The organism is Mediterraneibacter butyricigenes, from assembly GCF_003574295.1.
Taxonomy (GTDB): Bacteria; Bacillota; Clostridia; order Lachnospirales; family Lachnospiraceae; genus Mediterraneibacter_A; species Mediterraneibacter_A butyricigenes.
The window spans coordinates 513,931-540,028 of record NZ_BHGK01000001.1; the positions used below are offsets into that span (position 1 = coordinate 513,931).

Annotated in this window: 24 protein-coding genes; 3 read left to right on the forward strand and 21 right to left on the reverse strand. The window is 40.1% G+C overall.

The window, feature by feature from the left end; genetic code table 11:
* Positions 1–7: 7 nt before the first annotated feature.
* The 4 genes from KGMB01110_RS02535 to KGMB01110_RS02550 form a co-directional block, all read right to left on the reverse strand.
* Positions 8–1,549 (reverse strand): LCP family protein, encoded by a 1,542-nt coding sequence (locus KGMB01110_RS02535; protein ID WP_243112636.1) that lies wholly within the window; start codon positions 1,547–1,549, stop codon positions 8–10.
* Between the two features lie 93 nt (positions 1,550–1,642).
* The gene (locus KGMB01110_RS02540; RefSeq protein WP_119297462.1) at positions 1,643–2,563 is read right to left on the reverse strand and encodes a glycosyltransferase family 2 protein; all 921 of its coding nucleotides are present in this window, start codon (positions 2,561–2,563) and stop codon (positions 1,643–1,645) included.
* Positions 2,539–3,993, reverse strand: coding sequence for an O-antigen polymerase (locus KGMB01110_RS02545; RefSeq protein ID WP_243112638.1), 1,455 nt, complete (start codon positions 3,991–3,993; stop codon positions 2,539–2,541). The genes KGMB01110_RS02540 and KGMB01110_RS02545 overlap by 25 nt, the downstream gene beginning before the upstream one ends.
* Before the next feature lie 15 nt (positions 3,994–4,008).
* Entirely contained in the window at positions 4,009–5,412 is a 1,404-nt protein-coding gene (locus KGMB01110_RS02550; RefSeq protein ID WP_119297463.1) for an undecaprenyl-phosphate glucose phosphotransferase, read from the reverse strand.
* 227 nt (positions 5,413–5,639) lie between these two features.
* On the opposite strand from KGMB01110_RS02550, the gene KGMB01110_RS02555 reads away from it, so the two are divergent.
* Positions 5,640–6,545 (forward strand): glycosyltransferase family 2 protein, encoded by a 906-nt coding sequence (locus KGMB01110_RS02555; protein ID WP_330507989.1) that lies wholly within the window; start codon positions 5,640–5,642, stop codon positions 6,543–6,545.
* Positions 6,546–6,809: 264 nt separating this feature from the next.
* Here KGMB01110_RS02555 and rfbD read toward each other — a convergent pair whose 3' ends face one another.
* The 14 genes from rfbD to KGMB01110_RS02625 form a co-directional block, all read right to left on the reverse strand.
* Entirely contained in the window at positions 6,810–7,664 is an 855-nt protein-coding gene (gene rfbD / locus KGMB01110_RS02560; RefSeq protein WP_119297464.1) for a dTDP-4-dehydrorhamnose reductase, read from the reverse strand.
* Entirely contained in the window at positions 7,661–8,590 is a 930-nt protein-coding gene (locus KGMB01110_RS02565) for an NAD-dependent epimerase/dehydratase family protein (RefSeq protein WP_119297465.1), read from the reverse strand. Before KGMB01110_RS02565 ends, rfbD begins: the two co-directional genes overlap by 4 nt.
* On the reverse strand, positions 8,577–9,818 hold the full coding sequence (locus KGMB01110_RS02570) for a rhamnosyltransferase WsaF family glycosyltransferase (RefSeq protein ID WP_119297466.1): 1,242 nt from the start codon (positions 9,816–9,818) through the stop codon (positions 8,577–8,579). Before KGMB01110_RS02570 ends, KGMB01110_RS02565 begins: the two co-directional genes overlap by 14 nt.
* A gap of 13 nt (positions 9,819–9,831) precedes the next feature.
* A complete protein-coding gene (locus KGMB01110_RS02575; protein WP_119297467.1) occupies positions 9,832–10,809 on the reverse strand; it encodes a glycosyltransferase family 2 protein in 978 nt (325 codons plus the stop codon).
* Positions 10,810–10,829: 20 nt separating this feature from the next.
* Positions 10,830–11,462 (reverse strand): hypothetical protein, encoded by a 633-nt coding sequence (locus KGMB01110_RS02580; RefSeq protein WP_136626673.1) that lies wholly within the window; start codon positions 11,460–11,462, stop codon positions 10,830–10,832.
* Between the two features lie 11 nt (positions 11,463–11,473).
* On the reverse strand, positions 11,474–12,232 hold the full coding sequence (locus tag KGMB01110_RS02585) for an ABC transporter ATP-binding protein (RefSeq protein WP_117889204.1): 759 nt from the start codon (positions 12,230–12,232) through the stop codon (positions 11,474–11,476).
* 14 nt (positions 12,233–12,246) lie between these two features.
* A complete protein-coding gene (locus KGMB01110_RS02590; protein ID WP_119297468.1) occupies positions 12,247–13,023 on the reverse strand; it encodes an ABC transporter permease in 777 nt (258 codons plus the stop codon).
* Between the two features lie 24 nt (positions 13,024–13,047).
* Complete coding sequence (rfbC, locus tag KGMB01110_RS02595) at positions 13,048–13,599, reverse strand: dTDP-4-dehydrorhamnose 3,5-epimerase (protein ID WP_117603880.1); 552 nt, start codon at positions 13,597–13,599, stop codon at positions 13,048–13,050.
* A 54-nt stretch (positions 13,600–13,653) separates the two neighbouring features.
* The gene (rfbA, locus tag KGMB01110_RS02600) at positions 13,654–14,532 is read right to left on the reverse strand and encodes a glucose-1-phosphate thymidylyltransferase RfbA (protein WP_119297469.1); all 879 of its coding nucleotides are present in this window, start codon (positions 14,530–14,532) and stop codon (positions 13,654–13,656) included.
* 126 nt (positions 14,533–14,658) lie between these two features.
* Complete coding sequence (gene rfbB / locus KGMB01110_RS02605) at positions 14,659–15,741, reverse strand: dTDP-glucose 4,6-dehydratase (RefSeq protein WP_117603878.1); 1,083 nt, start codon at positions 15,739–15,741, stop codon at positions 14,659–14,661.
* A 120-nt stretch (positions 15,742–15,861) separates the two neighbouring features.
* The gene (locus tag KGMB01110_RS02610) at positions 15,862–17,778 is read right to left on the reverse strand and encodes a DUF2142 domain-containing protein (RefSeq protein WP_170141680.1); all 1,917 of its coding nucleotides are present in this window, start codon (positions 17,776–17,778) and stop codon (positions 15,862–15,864) included.
* Between the two features lie 85 nt (positions 17,779–17,863).
* Entirely contained in the window at positions 17,864–18,223 is a 360-nt protein-coding gene (locus KGMB01110_RS02615) for a DUF2304 domain-containing protein (RefSeq protein WP_119297471.1), read from the reverse strand.
* 3 nt (positions 18,224–18,226) lie between these two features.
* Complete coding sequence (locus KGMB01110_RS02620; protein WP_117603875.1) at positions 18,227–18,922, reverse strand: glycosyltransferase family 2 protein; 696 nt, start codon at positions 18,920–18,922, stop codon at positions 18,227–18,229.
* A gap of 2 nt (positions 18,923–18,924) precedes the next feature.
* Complete coding sequence (locus KGMB01110_RS02625; RefSeq protein WP_119297472.1) at positions 18,925–20,082, reverse strand: glycosyltransferase family 4 protein; 1,158 nt, start codon at positions 20,080–20,082, stop codon at positions 18,925–18,927.
* Positions 20,083–20,269: 187 nt separating this feature from the next.
* On the opposite strand from KGMB01110_RS02625, the gene KGMB01110_RS02630 reads away from it, so the two are divergent.
* Positions 20,270–21,229, forward strand: coding sequence for a glycosyltransferase (locus KGMB01110_RS02630; protein WP_119297473.1), 960 nt, complete (start codon positions 20,270–20,272; stop codon positions 21,227–21,229).
* Positions 21,230–21,354: 125 nt separating this feature from the next.
* Here the strand turns inward: KGMB01110_RS02630 and KGMB01110_RS02635 are convergent, their stop codons facing one another.
* From KGMB01110_RS02635 to KGMB01110_RS02645, 3 genes are all read right to left on the reverse strand, one after another.
* The gene (locus tag KGMB01110_RS02635; RefSeq protein WP_119297474.1) at positions 21,355–22,218 is read right to left on the reverse strand and encodes a LicD family protein; all 864 of its coding nucleotides are present in this window, start codon (positions 22,216–22,218) and stop codon (positions 21,355–21,357) included.
* Positions 22,219–22,249: 31 nt separating this feature from the next.
* Positions 22,250–23,323: a pyridoxal-phosphate-dependent aminotransferase family protein gene (locus tag KGMB01110_RS02640; RefSeq protein WP_119297475.1), complete on the reverse strand. Its 1,074-nt coding sequence runs from the start codon at positions 23,321–23,323 to the stop codon at positions 22,250–22,252.
* Between the two features lie 161 nt (positions 23,324–23,484).
* Positions 23,485–24,696, reverse strand: a complete 1,212-nt coding sequence (locus tag KGMB01110_RS02645; protein WP_198411019.1) for a Gfo/Idh/MocA family oxidoreductase — start codon at positions 24,694–24,696, stop codon at positions 23,485–23,487.
* Between the two features lie 204 nt (positions 24,697–24,900).
* Between KGMB01110_RS02645 and KGMB01110_RS02650 the strand changes: the two genes are divergently transcribed.
* Positions 24,901–26,046 carry a CDP-glycerol glycerophosphotransferase family protein gene (locus KGMB01110_RS02650; RefSeq protein WP_170141681.1) on the forward strand — a complete coding sequence of 382 codons (1,146 nt, stop codon included), beginning with the start codon at positions 24,901–24,903 and terminating at the stop codon, positions 26,044–26,046.
* Positions 26,047–26,098: the final 52 nt, after the last annotated feature.

Sequence of the window (26,098 nt, forward strand, 5' to 3'; positions counted from 1 at the left end):
TTTCCTGTTAGTAATCCTCATCATCATAACTTGAATCATAACTTGAATCATAACTGTTATCATAGCTTGAGTCATAATCCGAATCATCATCGTAGCTATTATCGTATGAATTATCATACGAATTGTCATAGGAGTTATCATAATAATTATCATAATAACTGTCATCATAATCGCTGCTACCGGAAGAACCACTGTCAAGTGATGCAGCCTTACTCTCGATCTCAGAACTAATCGACTTTACGGTAGACGACGGTGTATACCCATCATCTCCGAAGAAATATTTATGCAGCGCAATGACATTGCTTTCCAGTGTATTTGGTACCACACTACTTCCAATTCCGGTTAACGTAGGAGTCGTATTATCCTTCGGAAATCCCTGACTCTCTGCCAGTTTATAGTTCATAGCATTTTTAGCATATGCCAAAATCTCTGTCATGGTAAAATTCGTCTCCACTTTCGAAAACACCTTGTCTATCACTTTATTGATGGTACGCAGATTCGAGGCCTGAAGTTTTTTCACAATCTGCTCAATCACAGCTCTTTGCCGCTCCGCCCGCTTGAAGTCATCTCCCTTGGTATATCGGATTCTTGCATATCCCGTAGCCTGCACTCCGTTTAACAACTGCTTTCCGGGCTGAGTCACCGGTGCAGAATCCACTCCGGTATTCTTGATAACTTCCACCGCATAGTTATTCAGATAAGGAATCTCTTCCTCGGTTACATCAATTTCCACACCACCGACTGCGTCGATCACATCCACCAGTGCGGCAAAATCTACGGTCACATACTTTTCAATGTCCATGTCCAGATTCTTATTCAGCATGGCGATCGCATCTTCTGCTCCCCCAAAAGAATAGGCCGCATTTGCCTTATTATACGTCCCGTCTTTCTGCTGAAGAAGCGTATCTCTGTAGATAGAACTCATCTTTACTTCTCCGGTCTCCCGGTTCAGGCTGGCGATGATAATGGTATCACTTCGGGCCCCCATCTCCGGATCCGTATCCCGTCCATCCAGACCAAACAGCGCCACATTCAGATATCCTGTCTGCGTCTCCGTTGCCTGTTCCGAAATATTCAGTGCATCGGTATCCAGATCCACGGTCTTGATCTGACTCATCTTCCAGGCCGCCACACCGATCACTGCCGTAATCGCCAGTACCAGCACACCGCCCACTATGGATGCAATCTTAAGCGGCATTGGCCAGGATAAGAATCCGCCTTTCTTGCGAGGTCTTTTTCCTGAGGTTCTCGCTGCTGACGAAGCTCCTCTGCCTTTTCTTGCCTGTGTCTTTCTTGTCTGTCCTTTCAGCTTCTGATCCCGAAGTGCCTGATTCTGTGCAGACTTGTCTGTTCTTTTTCCGGCCTTGTTTTTCGCCTTGCCGGCCTGATTCATTGTCTTGCCGGATTTTCCTTTTCCCGGTATTTCACTGTTTGCTGTTCTTTTTCTCTGCCCGTTCTTTTGTGTGTTCTTCACAGGGCGTCGATTCTCCGAGGATGGTGCAGTCCTCACTCTTCCCTCCGGGGAACGTCCGGTCCTTCTATTTGCCATCGTATCTTCCTTTCAGTTTCTCAGAATAAACAGTACTATTATATCTTATTTCTCTGTTCTGCGCAAACCTTTATCGTTTTCCCGGTCAGAGTCTCAGTCAGATTCCCAGTACAACGGGCTCATCGTACATTTCCGGATCACCCAGCCCGGCAGCTTCTGATAGCGCTTTCCAAGCCGGTAACCCAGATATTTTCCTGCACTTTGCATCACCAGGGTTACGATCAGCCAGGGCTTTCGGATATCCAGCAAATGTTTTGCCGTCTTCTTTACCAGCTTGATTCCCTCGTCTTCCGAACGAATCTCCTCGAAAATCTCCGGATGTTCCGCCTGGGAAACTGCCAGATCAAAATTTCGATGAAACTGCTGACGCACCGAATAATTATGGGAATGAATCACTTCCGCATCCGCCGCATAGGCTACCCGGTAACCGGACTGAATGATCTTTGCCGCAAGGATCATATCTTCATTAAAAATCGTCCGCTCCTCAAACCCGCCGAGAGAATCGTAAATATCTTTTCGGTATGCCGCACATACGTTGGAGCAGAAATACGTTTTGATTCCCATTTTCGGAAGATCATCCCAGGATTTCACAAAACTTTCTTTCGGGTAATTAAAACTTCTGGTATATCGCTCAATCACCCGGCAATCCTTCGCCGGAAGCTGTCTTGCATAAGCGGCTCCCACCTTTTCCTGCCGAAGCGCTTTCACCAGATTTTCGATCAGATTCGGATTGGCAGGCATGGCATCCTGGGTCATAAAAATCAAGATCTCCGCACTGGATGCATCTGCGCCCATCGCCCGGGTTCCTCCGTGGTCAAAACGTTCCGGTTCAATCCGGGTCAGCTTAATCCCCGGATCTTCCTCTAACTCCTCCGGGAAACTCCCGCTTCTGGTATCGATCATATGAATCCTGTCCGGAGGTACCGTCTGCTTCTTCAGACGACGAACCAGTTCTACAACCTGACTATCCGGACGATATGTTGGAATGATCACTTCAATGACCGGCTTTTCCATAGCCCTTCCTCCTTGTTTCCTACAAATAGCATCATAATAAACGTCAGCCCCAGCCAGAACCAGGTGGTTGGGTTACTGAACCATGTGGTAAAAAAGGAAAGTCCCAGATAGATTGCGATCTGTCCGTAAAACAGCGCAAAAATCGGGTTGGAACTTCTCTTTTGCGTCTCGCTTAGCCAGCTTGCCATCATTCCGATCGCTCCTGCAAACAAAACAATTCCCCAAATACCGAAATCATAATAAGCATCATAGAACATCGTAAGCGTGGTAAGCTCCGTCTTGGTAATATATAGCGGTAAGCTGATCAGCTCCGGAAAGACAAATTTCAGTCCGGTCAGTGCCAGAACCGGAAACAACATCCGGACTCCATGGCTGTGTGCTGTCAGATCTCTTACCATACAATTGAAATTTTCATAATTATTTGCCACATACATGTAAGGCTGTGTCACAAAAATCGGCACGTTTGAACTCTTCATCTCAAAAATCCCGTTCAGGTAAGCCACATCATGATGTCGGAAAAATGTAAGCATCACATAAAGCGGAATCATAACAACCAATCCGACCACCACCATTTTCCAGGTGATTTTTTTATAAAGCAATACATAGATTACAGCTGCAAATCCTACGGAAAACAGCAGTTGAAACCTTGATACACAGAAAATCGGAATTCCCACTGCGGTTGCATTTCCAAGCAGTAATAAACCTTTTTCCAAAGTTGTCGTCTTCTGTGCCAGTTTCAGGTACACCAGGGTCAGACCGGGAATCAGAATGCAACTGATGGTAAAATAATGCACGCCGGACACATGGAAATAGGAATAAGCGTGAGGTGCCGAGGACAGGATCGGGATATACCCCAGGATCCACGCTTCCAGACCGAAGCACAAAACAGAACCGGCCATCAGGCAGACAATACAGATCAGTACTCTCTTCGCACGTTTCTGTGTCGGGATTTTCTGCTTTCCTGCTGCTGTTGAATCCATGCTGTTCTTTTCTATCAAATTCATGCGTCTTTCATTTCCCCGTGCCTGCAAAGATTCCGTCCCTTCTGCTTCTCCAGTTTTCACAAGCACGCTCTTCCTTGTCCGTTTCTTCAGACAATTCTGCATCCAGTCATACCCTGCACAAAACAGAAGATATACCAGATAAAAACTAAGCCAGGTCTCGATCTCCCACGGAGCGGAAAGTCTGCTTAATTTCAGACAGGCAATTCCCTCTCCTCCTATCCAGGACAGAGAAAACAGGGCTTTCAAATCCACCAGACTTCCGGATTCTTTCACAAATCGGATATAGAGAAAGAGTGCCGCAAGTCCCAGAACCACACCGGATGCTGCATACCACTCCTGTTTCGAACAGGCAATTGCAGCTAGATAAGCAGCAAGATATATTCCATATTCTTTTAAATGAATCTGCTGATACTTTTTCTGTTCCAAAATGCTCTCCCGTCGCTAGTATGCGTTTTTATTCACAAATCCCTTAAAGAAAGTCAGAATAATAATCTTAAAATCCAGTCCCAGCGTCCAGTTCTCAATATAATAAAGATCACAGTCGATTCGCTTGCGGATCGAAGTATCTCCACGAAATCCATTGATCTGTGCCCAGCCGGTCAGGCCCGGACGCACCTGGTGCTTGATCATGTAACGCGGAATCTCCTCTTTAAACTTCTCCACAAATTGCGGTCGTTCCGGTCTTGGTCCCACCAGACTCATATCTCCCTTTAAAATATTAAACAACTGAGGAAGTTCATCAATACTGGTCTTCCGGATGAATTTTCCAACTTTCGTCACACGTGGATCATCCTTTGTCGTCCATTTACTCTTTTCAGAAGCCGCATCCTGCACGATCATAGAGCGGAATTTGTACATAGAAAATGTCTTATTCTGCAATCCAACTCTTTCCTGCTTGAAGATCAGCGGTCCCGGAGAAGAAATCTTGATGGCGATACAAGTTCCCAGCATTACCGGGGAGAACAAAATAATCGCAACAACTGCGCCAAAGATATCCACTGCCCGCTTCATCATCCGATTGAAAAAATTGTTCAGCGGTACATGACGGATATTGATAACCGGAAGTCCCAGAAGATCTTCCGTATAGGGTTTTGTCGGGATAATGTTATTATAATCCGGGATAAATTTGGTATGGACTCCGGATTTCTCACACATTCCCACGATATATTCCAGTTTATGATATTCTTCCAGACCTAAGGTAATGGCAATCTCATCCACATGATTCTGCGGCAGAATGATCAGCAGGTTGTCGATGCTTCCGATCACCTTTACCCCTTTGTATTCCGTTCCACGCGGCTGATGATCATCCAGGATTCCCCGGAGAGAATATCCCCATTCCGGATTGGCTACGATCCGGTCAATATACTGTTCTGTGGCACGACTGTATCCTACCAGAAGCAAATGTTTCTGATTATAACCATTTTTACGGATCTTACGCAGGAAAAGCCGGATCCCGTTGCGCAAAAGCACTTCCAGAACCACATTTAAACAGAAGAAAATAAAAATCATGGTTCTGGAGAAATTCGCCTGTTTCATCACATACAACACTAGGATAAATCCCATCAGACCGATGACATTGGCCTGAATAATATGCCAGGCTTCCAGTCTTCTTCCCTGGACACGCTTGGCTGTGTAGAGCTGGAATACCGCATACAGAATCAGATATCCCGGCACAATGTAAATCAGAGCCCTGCAATATTCACGGAGAGACAAGTACCAGGGATCCATCCGGAAGAACCCGGACTGGAATCGAAGATACCACGCCATTACATAAGAAATGACGATCACCAGCGCATCTAATACCACATGAACTCTGTTTAAATATTTCTGATTGTCCTTTATCATTCTATCTTCACCTTTAAATCGGGCGCACTTCACCCGTTAATTTCTCCGTACATCATACAATATTTTTGTTAAAAGAACAACCCTATTGGTAATTTTTGTTTAATATCTGTAACATTTTCGTAATTATTTAACAGAAAGTTTCTGGTCAGCCCTTTTCTTCCATGTTATAATAGGAAACAAATGATTCGATTACAAAGGAAAATCAGGAAAGCGAGTATAGAAAATCAATGAAAGTCACCATTATCATTCCTAATTATAACGGAAAACATTTTATGGAGCCCTGCCTCAAATCACTGGCAGAACAGACCTGTAAAGATTTCAAGATTCTGGTTGTGGACAACGCTTCCACCGACGGCAGCGTGGAATACATGAAAGAAGAATATCCGGAGATCGAGACACTGGTTCTGGAGAAGAACTACGGATTCAGCAAAGCAGTCAACGTAGGAATCCGCCACGCAGATACTCCTTATGTTCTGCTTCTGAACAATGATACCACTGTCGAACCACATTTTGTCCTGGAAATGATTCGCGCCATCGAACGCTCCCGCTATATTTTCTCCGTCAGCAGTAAGATGATCCAGATGTATCATCCGGAACAGATCGACAGTGCCGGCGACCTCTATACCGTCATCGGCTGGGGCATCTGCCGGGGAGCCGGACGTTCCATCACCAACTATACTGAAGACTGTGAGATCTTCTCTGCCTGCGCCGGAGCCGCTATCTACCGCCGGGAACTGTTTAAAAAGATCGGCTATTTTGATGAGAATCATTTTGCCTATCTGGAAGATATCGACGTAGGTTACCGTGCCAAAATCTACGGCTACAAGAATGTCTACTGCCCTTCCGCTCTCGTATATCATGTAGGAAGCGGAACCAGCGGATCCAAGTACAATGCTTTCAAAGTCAAATTGTCCGCCCGCAATAACATTTATGTCAACTATAAAAATATGCCGGTTCTTCAACTGCTTTTGAATCTCCTGCCGCTTACCGCCGGATATCTGGTAAAATGGATTTTCTTTCTGAAGATCGGATTCGGGAAAGAATACATGGAAGGAATAAAAGAATTCGCGACCTGTAAAGAACAGAAAAATGCCATTCAACCCACTTCATCTGCTCAACTATTGCAGGATTGAGATTGAATTGATTGCAAATACATTTCTGTATGCGAAAGACTGGATGCAGCGAAAGGTGTTGAAGGGGTAAAAAGCGTTCAGTAAATAGGATTTCTCCGTTTATAATCCCCGAAAAAGATTGCATCGGGTAACTCCAAAAGAACTCCAAAAGAAAAGGTGCTAACTTCACTTACCAGCTTGAACTATTATATCAGCTCGTAATATTGAAGTTTAGCACCTTTTCTTTACTCTCTTTTGTTTTTTCCGAAATTATTAAGTTCTTTTCTACGCCTCAATCACACCGATTGCTTTCAGATAACGATTCAGCGCATCCTGCCAAGTTGGCAAACGGTCAAATCCGTTTGCTTCTAATTTATCCTTACTCATCCGGCTGTTATGCGGACGTCTCGCTTTTGACGGGAACTGATCGCTGGTTACCGGATGAACCGTAATTTCTTTTCCAGCCTGACGGAAGATCTCTGTTGCAAATTCATACCAGGTACAGAGTCCTTCGTTGGTTGCATGGTAACGGCCGTACTTGTCTGTCTCTACCATATCCACCAGAAGTTTTGCCAGATCGTAAGTATAAGTCGGGGATCCGATCTGATCATTTACCACGCTCAGTTCATCATGTGTCTCGGAAAGATTCAGCATAGTTTTAATAAAGTTCTTTCCATTCACTCCGAATACCCAGGCGATTCTGACGATATAATACTTCTCCAGATATTTTTCTACTGCCAGTTCTCCTTCGTATTTCGCCTGTCCATAGACATTCAGCGGCTCTCTTTCATCATCCGGCTCCCATGGTCTGGTGCCTTCTCCATTGAATACATAATCCGTACTGATATAGATCATTTTCAGATCCAGCTCTTTGCATACCTTCGCAATGTTTTCAGTACCCTCTGCATTGATCTTATGACAGATTTCCACATTGTCTTCTGCAGCATCTACTGCTGTATAAGCTGCGCAATGGATGACTGCTTCCACATCAGACGCTTTGATCACCTGCTCTACTTTTGCAGCATCGGTGATATCCATTTCTTCTACGTCTACGCCAATTCCGGTATGACCACGTTTGGCGAGTTCATTCATCACGTCATAACCAAGCTGGCCTTTTACACCTGTTACTAAAATTCTCATGATAGATTCTCCTGTTGTTCTTTCAAATAATTATAATATTTTTTTACGCCTTCCTCAAAGCTGCACAACTTTTCGGTATAAATCGAGCGAATTTTCGTATTGTCCAAAACAATCTTTCTTGCATCTACACTCCGTGCATCTTTATAAATGACTTCGGAACTTTTATCCAGTTTCTTCAGAATTTCAACTACTCTGTTCTGACTGATTCCTTCATTGGAACTGAGATTAAAGACTTCTTCCTCTCCTTCATAATCCACCAGAGCTTCCAACATTCCACACACATCTTCGATGTAAATGTAGTCCCGAATGTTTTCTCCGTCACCCCAGATTTCCAGAGTTTCTCCTTCCAAAGACTTTTTGATCGCCGCGTCCACAAACCCGACACCTTTGTGATAGTCCTGCCCCGGGCCGTAAGGATTTGAAATACGAGCAATTCTCATTTTGGTATGCAACTGTGTGTTAAAAGTACGTATCACACTCTCAATACAAAGTTTCAGACTTCCATAATGATTGATCGGCACCGGCAATGCAGTTTCCTTAATTGGCTGTATCTCCTGCACTCCATAAACAGTTCCCCCAGAAGACAGGAAAATCATATTTGTTTTCTGTCGGATTAACATACTGCATAAATTAACAGTTTGTATAAAGTCCCGTTTATAACCTTCCATATACTTTTTATTGGAATTTCCCGGATTCACCGTACTGAGTGAATGAATCACCAGATCCATTCCTTCTACCGTCTCCTCCAGAACACAGTCATCAAAAAAATCCCCTGTCAGGTAGCTTACTCCGGTAACTTTCTTTTCTGGCATTGTCAGATCAAAACTGTACACATCCAGGTCTTCTCTTTTCGACAACCTTCTGGCGAGATTCGTTCCGATAAATCCGTTCCCGCCAATAATTAATACTTTTCTAATGTCTTTCATTTTTATCCTCTGCAATACCTTTCAAAATTGCATCTTTTACCTTTTCCGCTTCTGCTTCCCAGGAAGTTGATCTTGCAAACTCCAGTCCCTTTCTTCGAATCGTCTCCAATTCATCCTCATGTTTCAGGTAATATTCCAGCGTTTCTGCAATATGATGCGGATCGTAATCGACCAGAACAGAATTTTCCTTATTTACCAACCATGTACTGTTTGCACCTGTGGAACATACTGCTACAGAATTCGATGCCATAACTTCCAACGGGAGCAAAGACAGATTGGTATTAGACAATACAAAGCACAGATCGCACTGTGAATAAACCTTTGACAACTGATCGATACTTACAATTCCAAGGCTCTGATGCTTAAACGGAATCTTAAACTCCGAAACATCCCAACCTGCAAATACCACTTCCACTTCCGGCATCTTCTGACACAGAAGATCCAACGCAAGGATTCCCATCTCAAAATCTCTTCTCGGTGTAACCGGTCTTGCATAGAAAAATACCCGTTTTGCAGCACTTTTCTTTTTATAAGGTTTATAAAGTTCCTTATCATAAGAAAAGCCAAAACTGTCTGTTTTCATTCCAAACTCCTGCGCCAGCTTATCTTTCAACCAGTCACCCGCTGTAATTCCACGGAATCCAAAGGTATAGGTCGCTTTTGCAAATTGAGCTTCCGAGCCAAGCGGATAAAAATACGGCTCATAATCCTGCACAAAATAGAATTTTGAAATTGTATTGTCAAAATTTTTCACAAAATATGCGGTCTGCCAGGAAGTTGCAATCGTTGCATGCGCAAATTCTGCATATTTTACATCCCAGAATACTTCCACTCTCTCATCCAGAATTGCAAAATTCTCACGCAAAAAATCTTTTAAAGATTTATTATCTCTGAAATTCGAAGCCAGATGCAGGTACAGTCTGCTGTGAAATCCCAGATTCTCCAGATTGGAAATAAACCGGAAAATATTGATATGTCCTCCGGATCCCTTTCCCATTTCAGGGATTACCCAGTTCAACAGAATCGTCGCATCCTCTTTATGTGTTTCAAACTCTTTTTCATCAAAAGGAACTTTCTGTTCATCAACGATAAAGTGATAAGCCTCGACCAGCGGAAACTGTTCTTTTCTCAAATGCAATTTTATAAGAATCTTTTCCCAAACGCCACGGAGACCTCTTCGTTTAATAAACGGAATCAGTTTTTGAAAAAACAATTTAACCTTATTCATTTATACTCACCTTTTATGCCTTTCTTTGTCTATATTGCTGTGAAATATGTTTATCTAGCCATTTCTGCACTCTCGGCGAATAGCTGTCATATTTTCCTCCAAGATATCCCCCATAATATCGACTGAAGTTTCGGCATACCGCATACCAGCCCCAGTACACTTTCTCCTTTTTAGGCATTTCCAAATGCCTGATATACCTTTCATCTGACAGAATATTTCTCGCCGTCTGAACCGGTAATTTCACCCAACTCGTTGAAATCAAAAATTTCTGTAAATCATATAATCCCTTATACTCATCAAAATATCTCATAAAATAGGAACTAAGTTTAAAATTGTGTGAATGATAGACCGGAGCATATGGACAGTATAATTTTTTATATCCTAACTCAATCATTTTTCTTGCCCAAATCTGATCTTCAGCAAAAGAAACATCATCATAAGGATACTGCTCAAAAATATCCCGCCGAATACAGGAATTATTGTCAGAGAAGAACGATAACAAATGTCGATATCCCTCCTCCGTCTTATATCGCTCCCTGTTTTCATCTGTCAGTTGAAAAATTGTATTGTCCTCTCCGAAATTTTTAAAATGATAATACAAATCTCTTTTATCCAGTATATTGCAGTCCGGATAAGGATAGTGTATTCCAAACCCTCCCACAATCTCTGGGTCACTCTTCATTCCATCTATAAAATTCTGAAGCCATTTCTTAGACGCCGGCATCGCATCCTGTGTAATAAATACGATATATTTGCCGGTTCCTTTCGAAGCTCCAAAATTTCTGGTTTTTCCATGTCCGAATTCTGAAGCCGGTATCTGATACAACTTACAGGGATATTTTTTGATCGTTGAAATCGTTTCATCCTTTGAGCCCGAATCTACACAAATGACCTCATATTCATATTCTGTTTCCTGCTTAAACACCCGGTCCAAAACCTTATCAAACAGTTTTCCACCATTTTTGGTTGGGATTACGATTGTAACATCCATTCTTTTCTCCTATATCGCCATTATCTGAACAACTTATACATAAATTTGATAAATACTACCAGATATACAACAATTGCCAGGAAAACGATAAACGTCTCTACATTAAACCGTTTATAATTTAATTTAATAACACTGGCTTTTTCCAGATTTTCTCCATCTAGCTTCATTGTGCTTTCTGATTTTCCCTTTTCCGTCATATAAACTGCCATGGTTTCATCTTCCTGCACATTTTCCCCTTGAATCGTAAGAATATATTCCTTTCCTTCACTCTCTTCCTGAATCGGAAAAGATACTTTTATATTCCCGCGCTTCTGCGCGCTCGAACTGACAAACTCCTTATTTTCTGTACTAGATTCATCAATCACTCCCGTTCCAACTTCTTTTCCGGAATCAGCTTCTGTCACACTCCAGTTATAAGTTCCGATCACCTGGTTATCCAGCTTCGTTAGTTTGATTGAAAATCCACACAGCCCATGGTCTGTACTGACAAACGTCTGTGTCAGAACAACACCGGCATTAAGTTTTCCAGTATTCTCATAAGAATTTGCACCTATATCCGTATTATAAATTGCTCGCGGCCAGACTCCATAAGAATAGATTGCAGCGACAACGACTGCCAATACAACAAATATAATTTTCTTTAGATTTTTCACCAATATAACCTCTACTCTTCCAGTTCTCCTGCATAATACGCTCTCTCAAAATGGCTGCCCACTTCTTCGCTCGTACCATCCTCCCGGATTCTTCCCTTTTCGATCCAGATTGCCCGATTACAGATTTTCTTCACCTGGTCAATACTGTGAGACACAAACAAAATTGTTGTATCTTTCTTCATCATTCCCTGAATTCTTTTCTCACATTTTTCCTGGAATCTGAAATCTCCTACCGACAGGACTTCATCCACGATCAGAATATCCGGTGTACCGATTGTTGCGATTGCAAAAGCCAGTCGGGCCAACATACCGGAAGAAAAATTCTTGATCGGTACATCCATAAACTCTTCCAACTCCGAAAACTCTACGATTCCATCATAATGCTTCTGCATCTCTTTTCGTGAGTATCCCAGAATGGCACCGTTTAAGAATACATTTTCGCGAGCGGTAAGATCCATATCAAAACCAGCACCCAATTCGATCATCGGAGCAATATTTCCATAGATTTTCACAGAACCCTTCGTTGGTTTCAATACTCCTGCAATTGTCTTAAGCAAAGTACTCTTACCGCAACCATTCAATCCGATCAGAGCAACCGATTCTCCTTTTTTTACATCAAATGTCACATCACTCAATGCCCAGAACTCATCGTATTTCATGTTATTTTTTATACGCTTGATAAAATATTCTTTCATATTATCTACTTTCTCACTGGAAAGATTAAAACGCATTGAAACATGATCTACTTTTACTACAATATCATCACTCATTCATCTATCCTTCCTTAGAGATTCAATATAAATTCATCCTGCTGCTTGTAGAATACCCACAATCCCAAAGCAAGCGTTGCCAGGACAACCACCAAAAATACCAGCAACTCAAATGCTGACGGAATCCGGTTATACATCATAACCTCCCGAAAAATATTTAAGATTCCGGTCAATGGATTTAAGTTTACAATGATTCTTACTTTCTCTGGCAACATGCTCATTGGATAAATAATCGGAGTCAAATACATTAAAGCCGTTAAAAATACGGTATACAAATGCATCACATCTCTGAACTTTACGGTAAGTGCCGCCAAAATCAACCCAATTCCCAATGAAAAAATCGTCAGATAAACCAACGGGATCACTACCAAAAACATCGTAAAGTGCAACTCCGTTCTTGTAAAAAGCATAACCAGGATCAATGCACAGAAAGAAGACAAGATATTAATGCTTGATGATGCAATCCTCGAAAGCACAAACAGGTATTTCGGAATGTATACTTTCTTGATCAAAGACGCATTTCCCAGAATCGCTGTCATCGCCCCAGATGTTGCCTCGTTATAAAATGTAAACAAGATCTGTCCTGTCAAAATATACAGGGAGTAATTCTCAATATCAAATTTCATCAGATTTGAAAATACTACAGACAGAATCACCATCATCATCAACGGGTTTAGCAACGTCCATAACACTCCAAGCACTGACTTTCGATATTTAATCTTTACATCCCTTGCCACCAACTCATATAGCAGTGGCTGAAATTTTTTAAAATTATTAATATGTTCCAACATCTCTTTTCTCACCTGTTCACATGACTATTTTGTCAAGTCCTTGATTCCGCCCCACTTCTGATCTTTTTCAGAAATGATAAGCTCCATATCTTCCGGAATAGGCCATTCTACACCAATATCCGGGTCATTCCACGCAAGGCCACCCTCGTCATTTGGATGATAAAAATCCGTGCATTTATATGCAAACTCTGCAGAATCAGATAATACTACAAATCCATGCGCAAAATTTTTCGGAATAAAGAACTGTTTTTTATTTTCTGCAGAAAGGAGTACTCCAAACCATTTTCCATAAGTTTTTGATCCTTTTCTCAAATCAACTGCCACATCAAACACTTCTCCACTTACCACTCTCACCAGCTTATCCTGCGGATAGTTGATCTGGAAATGCAGTCCTCGAAGCACACCTTTTTTAGAGCTGGACTGGTTGTCCTGTACAAACTGAACATCAATTCCTGCTTCTTTAAAATCATTGTAATTATACGTTTCCATAAAATAGCCACGCTCATCTCCATGAACGGTCGGCTCTATTACTTTCAATCCTTCAATTTCACAATCTGTTACTTTGATCTGTCCCATCTTCTTCTCCTTACTACATATCGTTTCAACATTCTGTTTCACACATCTGTTTCACTATTCGATATATTTTCCTTCCAGTACATCCATCAGATAACGACCATACTGATTCTTCTGATACAGATCACATGCCTCTTGCAATTTTTCTTTATCAATCCATCCATTGTTATATGCGATCTCTTCCAGACATGCGATCTTACGATTCTGATGAGTCTCTACCGTCTTTACAAAATTCGTTGCATCTACCAGAGATTCATGTGTACCGGTATCCAACCAGGTAAATCCCTGTCCAAGTAATGTCACGTCCAGATTGCCTTTTTCCAGATAAATCCGGTTCAGGTCTGTAATCTCCAGTTCTCCTCTGGCACTCGGTTTGATCTGTTTTGCGTATTCTACAACTTTATTATCATAGAAATACAAGCCTGTTACCGCATAGTTTGATTTCGGCTGTGCCGGCTTTTCTTCCAGAGAAACAGCCTTTCCTTCTTCATCAAATTCCACCACACCAAAACGTTCCGGATCATCCACGTAGTATCCGAATACGGTAGCACCCTCTGTCTTCTTTGCTGCAGCTACCAGACGTTTTTTCAGTCCGTGTCCATGGAAAATGTTGTCACCCAGGATCATAGCACAACTGTCCCCATCAATAAATTCTTCACCCAAAAGGAACGCCTGAGCCAGTCCATCCGGTGACGGCTGAACTTTATACTGAAGAGAAATACCAAACTGACTTCCATCTCCCAAAAGTTCCTCAAAACGTGGAGTGTCTTCCGGTGTAGAAATGATCAGAATCTCTTTAATTCCTGCTTCCATCAGGATACTGAGCGGATAATAGATCATCGGTTTGTCATAGATTGGAAGTAACTGTTTACTGGTTACCTGAGTCAGTGGGTAAAGTCTTGTTCCTGAACCACCTGCTAATATAATTCCTTTCATGTTCTTCTCCTTTTCTTCATGCTTGATATCATCTGCAACTTCAAATTTTTGCGTATCTTCTCAATCATCTCTCTGTTCAATAACGCAAAGTAGCAGTATCTTGATTCAAGATACTGCTCATATGACCTAGTTATTATACATTTCCTCGTAATACTTCTGGTAATCACCGCTTGTCACACGTTCCATCCAGTCTTCATGTTCGAAGAACCATTTGATCGTAAGCTTAATACCATCTTCGAATTTTGTTTCCGGATACCAACCGATCTCAGATTTGATCTTGTCCGGTGCAATGGCATATCTTCTGTCATGTCCTTTACGGTCTTCTACGTATGTGATCAGATCTTCGCTGACAAGTTTCTTTCTCGGATCATCATCCGGAAGCATCTCCTGCAATGTATCCAGAATAATATGAATGATCTGAATATTCTGTTTTTCATTATGTCCACCGATATTGTAAGTCTCGAAAAGTCGTCCCTTTTCCTGAACCATATCGATTCCCTTTGCATGATCTTCTACATACAGCCAGTCACGGACATTTTTTCCATCTCCATATACCGGAAGTTTCTTGCCCTGCAATGCATTGTTGATGATCAGCGGGATTAACTTCTCCGGGAACTGATACGGACCGTAGTTATTACTGCAGTTTGTAATGTTCGCCGGGAACTTGTAAGTATCCATGTAAGATTTTACCAGCAGATCAGAAGATGCCTTACTTGCTGAGTATGGGCTATGCGGATCATAAGGAGTTGTCTCATAGAAATATTCTCCCTCTTCTTCCAGTGATCCATATACTTCATCGGTCGAAACATGTAAGAATTTCTTGCCTTCTTTAAAAGAACCGTCTGGCAATTCCCAAGCTGCTTTCGCTGCATTTAACATTACCAGAGTTCCAAGTACATTTGTCTTTACAAAAACATCTGGATTCTTGATACTTCTATCCACATGACTCTCTGCTGCAAAATGTACCACTCGATCAATATCATTTTCCTCAAAAATCTTATTGATTGCATCTGCGTCACAAATATCTGCTTTTACAAAGGTATAATTGTCTCTGTCTTCGATATCTTTCAAGTTTTCAAGATTACCTGCGTATGTGAGCTTGTCCACATTGATGATGCGGATCTCATCCCCATACTTCTTAAACATATAATGAATATAATTAGAACCGATGAAACCGGCCCCTCCGGTTACCAAATATGTCCTCTGCATAATATCCTCCTACTAAATATAATCAAAATAATCTCATAATCACACATCAGTATAGCATTGTATGGGTAAAATATCAACTACGACAACCCTTTTTCATCATATTGGTGCATCAATACTTCCTTATCTTATCATAACTGTAATCATGACATTCAATACTATAAATACCTGTAATACTATAACAGAACCAATCACCACTCTATCCAAACTACGCTTCGATACAATCACCGAATTCTGGCAGCTCAATAATAACGGAATACAAATCGGGAGGAAATACCTTCCTTGTATGCCAAGAATTGTACTTGAAATACTCGGCGTATAATCAAACATTAGCCCTGCGCAAACGATCAGAAATATCCCGCCGACCAAACAGAGCATCCAGATTCTCTCCCATTTTTTCCATACATGTATCATTTTTTCATTTTGTATTACAGCCAGAATCATTAAAATTACATAACCGATAATCAGAATACTTGGCACTTCAATTTCTACCCAGCCCAGTTTGTCTCCGATCATCCCCGTAAAATAGCTTCCAAAATTCTGCCGAATCGTCTCACAAAAGACTGTGAAAGTATGCACCGGATTCTTAATGCACATTATCAGGCTATAAGTCTTTGTCGTATTTCCCGCTGCCGACGCACCACCTGCTGCCACTAGCATCTTAGGCAACTTTGTAACTAGCATGACAGCCGACCCAATTCCCAGCATTCCTCCGCCAAATATGATTTTCTGTCTGATTCCTCCAAACTTTTCTTTCGGAATCAGAAGACCGATACCAAGCAACGGCAGGTATACAAATTTTATCGGAACAATCACAAGCAAGAGAATTCCAACTACAACGATATCTTTTCCTGTAATCTTTTCCTTTTTTTCATCATAGGCAAGATATAACAAGTATGCTGTCAGAAGGAAACATGCTCCCAACAATACCGAATCATAATTATACGACGCTACCATTTGTATGGTCATTGGGAAGCTTCCGACCAGAAATAGTATATTCTTTGCAAATCCGGGAATTATCCTGAGTGCAAACCACATCACTGTACAATACCAGAATAATGCAAATAACCTTCCCAGGAAAAAGATCTGAACTCCGTTTAAACTCAAAAGACGTCCCAGAGTAACCCCCAGCACTTGCGGCACATAGCCCAAGTGCGCACTCGACAATGGACTTCTTGTTGCAATCGTTTTCTTTGTAATTGCTCCATCTTTTCCTAAGAGTCCTCGGATATAGTGTGCATAAGTCTCTCGAAACGGTCTTTCCTGTCGAAGCAAATAATCTGCAGACTCTTTTTCCAAAAGAACTTGATTTTCCTGATCCACACTTTCTTTACCTAACACTTTACTACTCAGTGCATACGTTGTCACAAAATGCGATCCCTCATCCGGCACTGTATATTGCGGCAAAATCAAAAGATACATACTTCCGATTAACAAAATGCTGATAATTACAACTATATCTTTCGACAGATTCAACGCCTTACAAGCAAATACTACCGTGATGCACATCAACCCCACCGCTACGATCAACCAATAAAAATAAATAATGGAACCGCAGTCTCCGTCAAGAAGCTGAAAGAACAGAGTGTTTTTCTCCTCATCCTTTGTTTCGTTCAAAGTTACCGGATGAAACAACTGATTATTTCCCGTATACGTTTTTTTCAGTCCAAGATTTGCTTCACTGGTTTTAGAATTTCCAATTTCTATTTTATAAATTTCTCCCAGCTCAACCTTTTGCTCCGGAAGATAGAAATAGCAAAATCCTTCTTCCGGCAATGTAGTTTCGTCACATAGCCATTCTTTTACCAGTTCCCCAGTTTGCTTTTTTAACTGTACCGAAATATTTAACCTTTCCTGAGGACAGTCTACCCATATTGCAATTCCCGTAATTCCAGTGCTTACAGTTGTAATATCCTGAGTAGCTGATTCGCCTGGTTTTAAGGAAATCTCTTCTGCAACTCCAGCCGGATCTGAATCTTTTCCTACTGCCATCACACTTCTCGGCTGACTTGCTGCATTTTCGACATATATCTTATACAATCCTCCTGCCGACCCTAAAAAAAGACAGCACAAAACTGCCCATAAGATAATTAGATTCTTATTTTTTTTCCATCGTTCTTTCAAACTACTCTTCCCCTGCATCTTCTCTGTCCCGTACTTTCTTCTCTAAAAATGCTACCTGCTGTGCCAGATTTTTAATGCGGATTGACATTCTCGAAACCGCAACCGTCAGGATAAAAATAATGGTCAAAGCAAAAAGGAATCCACAGAAAAAAAGCATATTAGTTGGACTTGCCACTCCAACCAGATGCGCCAGCCTTGTAATCAGCATTGGGAAACAGTTTAAAATAAAAATCCCAACACCCACCCCCAACCAGGCCAAAGCATACCGTAATTCCAGTTTTCTTTGTTTTACCATATTGATAATCCAGGACAACGCAAAAATAATAATCACTGCCACTACAATCTGTATTTTTATATTCATACATTATCTTCCTTTTCTAAACCATTCAAAAATAATTGCAAGCGGAACTTTTATCATATAATACACTGAATTTTTCAGTGAAATGGATGATACACCCCCCTCACGTTCCCGCATGATAACCGGGATTTCTTCCACCTTAAGTCCACGCATCAAAACTGCGACCACACTTTCCGGTTCCGGGTAATCTTTCGGATAATCCTTTGCGAACATTTCCAGTACATTTTTTCCGATCATTCTTAAACCCGATGTGGGATCTGTAATGGTTTTCCCTGTTAACAAACGAATCAGTCTTGTAAAAAAGCGAATCCCGACTCTTCGTAATCCTGAAGACTGAAAACCTTCCTTCTCTATAAAACGAGACCCTATTACCATATCCAGTTGATTCTTTTCCAGATAATCTGCCATTTTTTCTAGAAACTCCGGATCATGCTGACCGTCTCCATCTACCTGAACAGCCATATCATATCCATGTTCCGCCGCATATTGATATCCGGTCTGTACTGCTCCTCCAATTCCAAGATTGATTGGAAGATTTATGATATTATATTGATGACTTTCACAGATTTCTTTCGTCCTGTCTGTCGAGCAGTCATTGATAACCACATAATCAAAATGTTTTGATTTTCCCAGAATATCCTCTACCGTATGCTCTATATTTTCCTCTTCATTATAAGCCGGTACAATAATCAATCTTTTCATATTTACTCGTTAACTATCCTCTCTAATTCATCCGTAGTACATTCCCAGGTGAAATGTTCCCTCAGTCGTTCATAACACAACTCCTGAGCTTTCCTTCGTTTTTCCGGATCATTCGCCACATCCTCCAGAACACGATACAACGTATCTACATGATTGTCTTTCATAACTGTTCCATATTCTTTTCCCATGACTAATTCCTTGGTTCCACCTCGCTCTGTCGTAATAATATAACAGTGACAGGCTGCCGCTTCTAAAGCTGATGTCGCAAATCCTTCCGAAAGGGACGGTAGGCAAAAAATATCCGACGACTCTAACAACGCAACTACTTCTTCAAATGCCAGGCGTCCTACCGGAATAATATACTCGGATTGATGTGCTTCCACATATTCTTTTTCTTCGCCCTCTCCGGCTAAAAACAGATATAAATTATCACATTCCTTTTTATTATATCTTTCAACCGACTCTATCAATTCATAAATGCCTTTTTCTTTCAATAATCTTCCCGTAAATGCAATAACAACCGCTTTCTCCGGAATATTGTATTTCATTCGATAATCACATAATTCTTTTTCTTTTATTTTTTCTATTTTTTTCAGATCCACTGCATTATACAACACACCTTTTGACTGAATTCCAAAATGCGCAGACCATTCACAGCATGCTTCAGAAACCCCATAATAATTTCCACAAACCCGTTTCAGGACAAACGTATGCATATGCTCATAGATTCCCCCGATAAAATCCAAAATCTTATTGTGAACAGACAAATGCCCAGTTCCATGTTCAATGCAAATACTCTTTATTCTCTTCCTTTTTGCATATACTGCTGCATAAATAGAATGTAAATAAAACCTTGCATTGATTACGACAATATCATAATCATGTCTTTTCAGGTACCGGTGGATCAGCCAAAATTCCCTAGTTGGCTTCATAACAGGAAAACGTCCGTTTATAAAATTAAAACATGGGAAACGATATACTTTGATTCCTTCTATCTTTTCCGTCGTCTTACTTCCAGTTGTATTGTTAGTGATAACGGTAACTTTGTTTCCCCTTTTTATCAATTCTTTCGCAATATTATAAGTGTAATTCTCAATTCCTCCCATATGTGGAAGAAATTGTGCCGCAAAAATGCAATACTTTCTTCTTTTATTATCCATCTATTCTCTTCCATTTTTAATCATTTTGTCTTTTATTGTAACATTCTTATGTATTCAGCGCAAGGTTTGTGATTGCGGCTGTTACTTTCAACACTATTCTCCTAACAAATCGCTTATTTGCAAACTTCTGTTAAGTATGATACATTACTAAAGTATTACCAATTTACACTTGAAAGGAGAAAAATATATGCTTTTCAGCATTATTGTCCCGGTTTACAATTCCGAAAAATATTTAGCACAATGCATAGAAAGTGTTCTCTGTCAAACTTATACAAATTTCGAATTAATTTTAATTGATGACGAATCCACGGATTCTTCCTATGAACTCTGCCAGAGCTACTCTGTAAAAGATCCTCGTGTTCGCGTTGTCAGGAAAAAGAATGGTGGAACTTCCTCCGCAAGAAACGCTGGTTTAGATATCGTCACCGGTCAGTATACCACTTTTATCGATAATGATGATTATTGGCATGATCCAGATGCTTTAGCTCTTCTTGCTACACAATTAGAAGAAAGTCAGGCAGATGCTCTATTTTATAATTCTGTATCCTATTATCAGAACACGGATTCTTTTTCACATGTGAAAGAACCACTTTCCAGGAATCAACTTTTATCTTTATCAACAGAAGATGCCCTAAAAGAACTCATACAACATCAACTTCTCTACCGCGCTGTTTGGACAAAAGTTGTAAAAACCTCTCTTATTAAAGAACATCATATTTATTTCCCGGAAGGAATGCGCAATGAAGATACCGACTGGACAGCCACACTTCTTCAACATATCTCTTCACTGGATTATTGTGAAAAGACTTTTTATGTTTATAGAAAAGGAACCGGAAATGCTCAAACTGACACTGCACCTAATTTTAAGATCATAACCGATCTTGCAAAAATTTTGAAAAAGCATACAGATACAGCTCAAAGCCTTCCACAAAAACGTCGTGAAGTTCTTTATCATTATCTTGCTTATCCTTATGCTGTTTGGATGGCTCAGATTCGTTCCTGCTCTCTTAGACATCCTGCTGTAAAAAAAGAGTTTTCAGCCATGAAGAAATATTCTTTTCTTCTGAAATACAACTGGGATCCCTCAGTCAGATTAGTCAGTTGTGCTTATCGCCTTTTGGTTTTAGAATTACATCTCATTTATTGAATTATTATCTTTATCACCGCAACTAAATTCCTTTGTAAAAATGGACAAAACCCCCGGGTTTTGTCCATTCTACTTTGGCAATTCTGGTTGTGTATTTGCACTTCTGAATCAACTTTTTGATTTCTTCATTCATCTTCAAACTTTATAACATATGGTGAATGATTAATCCGCCTATCTTCTGGTGGAAGTTCCATATAATTTCCATATGCATTTTCAAGATGTTCTTTATTATTTCTCAATACGCAAATAGAAATATCTTCAAATGGGACTTCTTCCACAGGGAACATATTTTTCACTGGAAATTTATATTGCATTGACTCTGCATCTCCAAAAGACGTCACATATTTTGTATGCATCGGATTATATTTTGTACAGGCTTTCACATATAGACGATAAATAAATCTCGGTGAAACATGAAACAGCTTCAAGCCATAATGGGTGCACCAGCAGATTGACTGGGCTAATGCAAATTTGATTCCTTTGTATGGTATTACTGGATATGGTGTTCCGCAAAGATAAAGTAATCTGTCCAAAAATGTAGTCATAAACCACTGACGCTTAGCTAATTTTTTAGTTGGTGCCACACAATCAAACGGAAAAATATCAATAAAAATACATTGCTCACATTTCAGATTCTTACTGAGATGTGAAATAAAAACAGTTCCCTTTCTCTGTAATTTTGTTACATTGCACGCATAACGCTTATCAACTTCTGGTGTTAAGACCCGATAATGATCACCCAGCTCTTTTTCTGCAATTTCCAAAAACCTGTCATAATCTTTCCGAAGCATTCCTACATCTGTGTCATCATCCCAAGGAATAAACCCCTGATGACGCACCGCACCAAGTGCTGTTCCAAATGCAGCAAAATATGGAATCTCGTATTTTTTACATACACGATCCAAATCCTGTATCATCTCTATTTGCACCCTGTGCAAATGCTCCAGCACTTCCTTTTTATACGGCTTACTTCTGTTTATCTTTTCCATTTTTATTTCCTCTTTTATTTTTCTGTTACTCTTAAATTAAAAATTCTCTTTTCACCAGATCCTGTAAAGCTTCCACCAGTCTTTTATTATCCTCTATTGTCAAACAGCCAATATGTCCCACTCTGAAAACCTTATCTGCCAACTCTCCTCCATTCGGGCAGATCCAGATCTGATATTCGTCTTTCAAAATCTGAAATATTTTTTTTGCTGAACACTGTTGTGTTTCTAATGCTGTTACCGCGTTTGACATAGAGTCTGAAAAAAATGATAAGGGAAAATCCTGTATTCTGTTTCTAAAATCCTCTGCCAGATTTTTCACCTTCCCAATTTCTTTTTCCACACCAATAGTGTCAATTTCTTTTAATCGCGCATGTATCTGTAATAAAGTTCCCACTGCAGGTGTAAATGGCGTTTGTCCTCTCTCGCCGTTTTTTAATGCATTTTTTAAATCCAAATACATACATTTTGTTTCGATAAACTCTATTTTATCCACCGCCCGTTCTGACAAGCCCAATATAGCAATTCCCGGTGGTACGGCTAACGCTTTCTGGGAACCCACAATCAACACATCGATTTTCCATTTTTCCATATTCACTTCATCTGCAAGAAAAGAACTGATTGCATCCACTATTAAAAATATTTCATTTTTCTCACAGAACTCATGAATCATATCTAAATCATAATGTACACCCGTTGAAGTTTCATGTACATTTACAAGCAAGGCCGAATATCCTTTCCGATCATACTTTGCCAGGTCACTTTCCTGTAGCGATTTTCCCGGTTGCAATTTTATCTCATCATACGGAATATTATGAAGTTCGCACAATTCTGCAAATCTATGTCCAAAACTCCCTCCATTAATAACCAACGCTTTATCCTCTGTTGACAACGTATGCATTACTGTTGCTTCCATTGCCGAAGTCCCTGATCCCGTCAGAAATACTGCTCTTGCATTCTTTCCTGCATATGCGCTCTTCAAAAACATTCTTTCATTTGCTTTCATAACTGCCGAAAATTCATCTGTACGAAAATACGGAATCTCCTCTCCTCCAATTTTTCGCACTTCTTCATTCATCTGTACCGGGCCAACCGTAAAATTAATCATTTTTTCTCCTTTTACTTCTATTCGGTTCTTTCACGAACTTTTTTACATCTTTCTGACATCTTCTTGATCAAACTTCTCTATAACTTTAATAATTGCCTCCATCTCTTTTCTACTGTACATATCATTTTCTGTTCCACCATGATTCATCATTTTTACAAATTCTAGCAACTCATACCGAAAGCCCTCTCCATCATATTGGAAAAAATATTTTTTGTACTTCTCAAATCCTCATATCTGATTTCAAAATAATCAATTTTCCACCAGGGAGCCGGCACATAAATATAGCCCTTTGTTCCTGTTATAACCATATGCCCTTCGGTTTTAATGCCTTTTCCAATCTTAAAGGTCGCAGTTGCATGCTCATATTCTAAAGTTCCTTTTGTAAAGTAATTATATCCGTTTTTTTCATAATCATAAAGCGTACAGTTTTTATATTCTGTTCCAAGCATTTTGATAATCGGAGCTAACGCGATACTTCCCCAATCATACATGCTCCCCTGATATTTTTCTTCACTCACTTTTTCCATATCATCCGGAATATTACTACAGGCAATCTCCATATCCCTCACACTTCCAATCATCCCACTGTTCACAATCAACAAAAGATGTTCAAATGCCGGGAAAAACAGAGTTTTAATCGCTTCAAACAGAACAAGCTGCCTGCTCTTGGCCAGATCAAACATTGAAATTGCTTCCCTTTCCGAAAGAAAAATCGGGCTTTCACATAATACATGGCAATTATTTTCCAAAGCATCACAAATCAGTTTTTCATGTTCTGTAATCATTGCGGAAATATATACTGCATCTACATCCTTCAGCATTTCCACCAGAGTCTGATACTTTTTAAGATTGTATTTTTCGCACAATTCTGTCTCAGAATTTCCATCTTTAAAAATTCCAATCACTTCCAGCCCGCTTACATATTTACATTCTTTCAGCACTCGCTCCGCCGGATTTTGAATTCCAACAATCCCCAGTCGAATCACCGGATTCAAATTTTCCCTCAATTCACTGCTGCTGATTCCTTCCGTTCTTTTCAAATATACAACTTCACAAAATTCTTTCAGATAATCAAATTTTCCTTCCCAATCTGACCCTATTGCAAAAATATCAATTCCATATTTTTTTATATCTGAAATTTTCTGTCCTTCATACTCTTCTACAATAATCTCGTCCGCAAGCCCTGTTGCTTTGACCGCTTCAATCCTTTCTACTACTGATTGCTGTACATTAAGTTTTCCACGGTTTTTATCAAAAGCATCCGATGTCACTCCAACTATCAGATAATCTCCCAGCTTTTTTGCCCGTTCCAGCAATGCAATATGGCCATAATGTAATAAATCATAGGTTCCATAAGTAATTACTTTTTTCATCTTTATCTCCCATAAAGTCTAGTCGTTTTTGACTGTTTCTTATTTTACCATTCCTTTTGCTTTGAAGCAATATTTTCAGCTTTCTCTCCTGCCATTCCTTCTACAAATCTTTCTTCTTTTTCCGCATTTCTTGACTTTTCTTCTCAACATGCTATGATTGAAAAAGCTTTTACATCAATAATTTCAAATTCAAGAGAGGTATTTATGCACGATTATTTTTACATAGGCTGTACAACAATTCTCCGGTTTCTGTTACGTTTTTTCCCACACAGACCATTTCATCCAAAACGGATTGTTTTTACAAGTTATCTTGGCAAACAGTATTCCTGCAACCCCAAATACATCTGTGAATATATCCAGAAACATTCTTCAGATTATGAACTTGTCTGGGCATTTCAGAATCCCGGACAATTCCAGTACCTGCAAAAACAGGGAATAAAAACCGTAAAATATAACTCCCTTGCTTTTATTTATCTTTGTTTATCTTCTGGATATATCATCACAAATGTACGCGATCTGAATCACATTCCATTTACATCCAGGCAGCATGTCATAAATACCTGGCACGGTGGTGGCGCATATAAAACCGTAGGTTCTTCCACCGCTTCCCAGACAATTGCCGAACGTTTCCGGCAAAACATTGCTCAAAAAACCTGCTTAACTTTTTTATCAAGTTCCAGATCTTTTACTGAATTAACGCTTCAAAAAAGCTTTCATCACACTGGTACTATTCTTGAATGTGGAATGCCCCGCAATGACCTTCTTATCAATGGACAGCGATCGGATATTCGTAAAAAAGTATTAGAACATTTCCAGCTTCCTGAAGACCAGCATTTATTGATTTATGCACCAACTTATCGCGAAAATAAGGCTGTCGCTGATTATTCCTTTGATACATCTGCTGTGAAACAAGCATTATCACAACGCTTTGGTGGAAACTGGTCCATTTTGTTCCGTTGCCATTATTACCTCGTGGAAGAAGCTCGTAATTTAAATTCTGACTATATCAACGCCTCTGATTATCCAGATATGCAAGAATTATTATATGCTTCTGATATTCTGATTACAGATTATTCTTCATCTATCTGGGACTTTTCTTTTACAAAACGTCCCTGTTTCTTGTACGCCACTGATCTGGATGATTATGAAATTTCTCAAGGATTTTACACCGATATTCATACCTGGCCATTTCCTCTCGCCGAAAACAACCAGGAATTATTAGATAACATTCTATGTTTTGATCAGAACCTCTATTTACATGCCATCCAAAAACATCATCAGGATCTTCACTCTTTTGAGCACGGAACCGCATGTCAGCAGGTACTTAACTATATAAAAAAAACCTCTTAACTTAAATATTGCTAAAGTAATCGCAACAATCACCAAGGTCAAGTTTTCATAC